This is a genomic window from Micromonospora maritima, assembly GCF_902825405.1.
Lineage (GTDB): Bacteria > Actinomycetota > Actinomycetes > Mycobacteriales > Micromonosporaceae > Micromonospora > Micromonospora maritima.
The window spans coordinates 1-1,039 of record NZ_CADEAU010000899.1; the positions used below are offsets into that span (position 1 = coordinate 1).

Genomic DNA, 1,039 nt, shown 5'->3' on the forward strand with positions numbered 1-1,039 from the left:
CCGGCGAGCCGGACGGCGGGGTGGCGCTGCGCGAGGCGGTGCACGCCTGCCGCAAGGGCGGCACGGTGGTGGTGCTCGACGGCGGGGCCGGGTTCGTCGACCGGTTCCCGGTCGGCGCGGTGGCGGAGAAGGGTCTGGTGGTGCGCGGCGGCCGGCGGGCCGGACCGGGCGCCATCCCCGAGCTGCTGGGCCGGATGGCCCGCGACGAGCTGGTGACCGAGCACCTGGCCACCCACCGGATGCCGCTGGAGCGGGGCGTCGACGGGTACGCGTTGTTCCGGGACCGGGCCGACGGTTGCGTCCGGGTGGCCTTCACCCCGTGATCCGGGCGGGCGCGGATGGCACACTCGGCGGATGCGCGCAGACCGTCCGTACGACCTCGTCCTGTTCGGCGCCACCGGCTTCACCGGCGGCCTGACCGCGGAGTACCTGGCCCGGCACGCGCCGGACCGGCTGCGTTGGGCGCTCGCCGGGCGCAACCCGGCCAAGCTCGCCGCCGTACGCGACCGGCTGGCCGCCATCGACCCCGGCCTGGCGGACCTGCCCCTGCTCACCGCGGACGTGACCGACCCGGCGTCACTGCGGGCGGTGGCCGAGAGCGCCCGAGTGGTCGCCACCACCGTCGGGCCGTACGTGCACCACGGCGCCCCGCTGGTGGCCGCCTGCGCCGGTGCCGGCACCGACTACCTCGACATCACCGGCGAGCCGGAGTTCGTCGACCTCATGTACGTGCGGCACCACGCCGAGGCGGTGCGCACCGGCGCGCGCCTGGTGCACGCCTGCGGCTTCGACTCGATCCCGCACGACCTGGGCGTCTGGTACACGGTCAAGCAGCTTCCCGCCGACGGCCCGGTCACGGTGGACGGCTACGTGCGGGCCGGTGGCCGCTTCTCCGCCGGCACGTACCACTCGGCCCTGACCGCGTTCTCCCGCACCGGCGAGGCCAGCCGGGCGGCCCGGGCCCGCCGGGCGGTGGAGCCGCGGCCGGAGGGGCGGCGGGTGCGGGCGGTGCCCGGCAAGGTGGGCCGGGTCCGCGCGT

The 1,039-nt window shown here is 77.4% G+C and carries 1 protein-coding gene and 1 pseudogene; both read left to right on the forward strand.

All coding sequences use genetic code 11. The features are described 5' to 3' along the window. Positions 1–323, forward strand: a pseudogene (locus HUW36_RS33380) (glutathione-dependent formaldehyde dehydrogenase); the annotation flags it as partial. A 31-nt stretch (positions 324–354) separates the two neighbouring features. Further along, a partial coding sequence (locus tag HUW36_RS33385; protein WP_174531644.1) for a saccharopine dehydrogenase family protein occupies positions 355–1,039 on the forward strand: 685 nt, incomplete at its 3' end.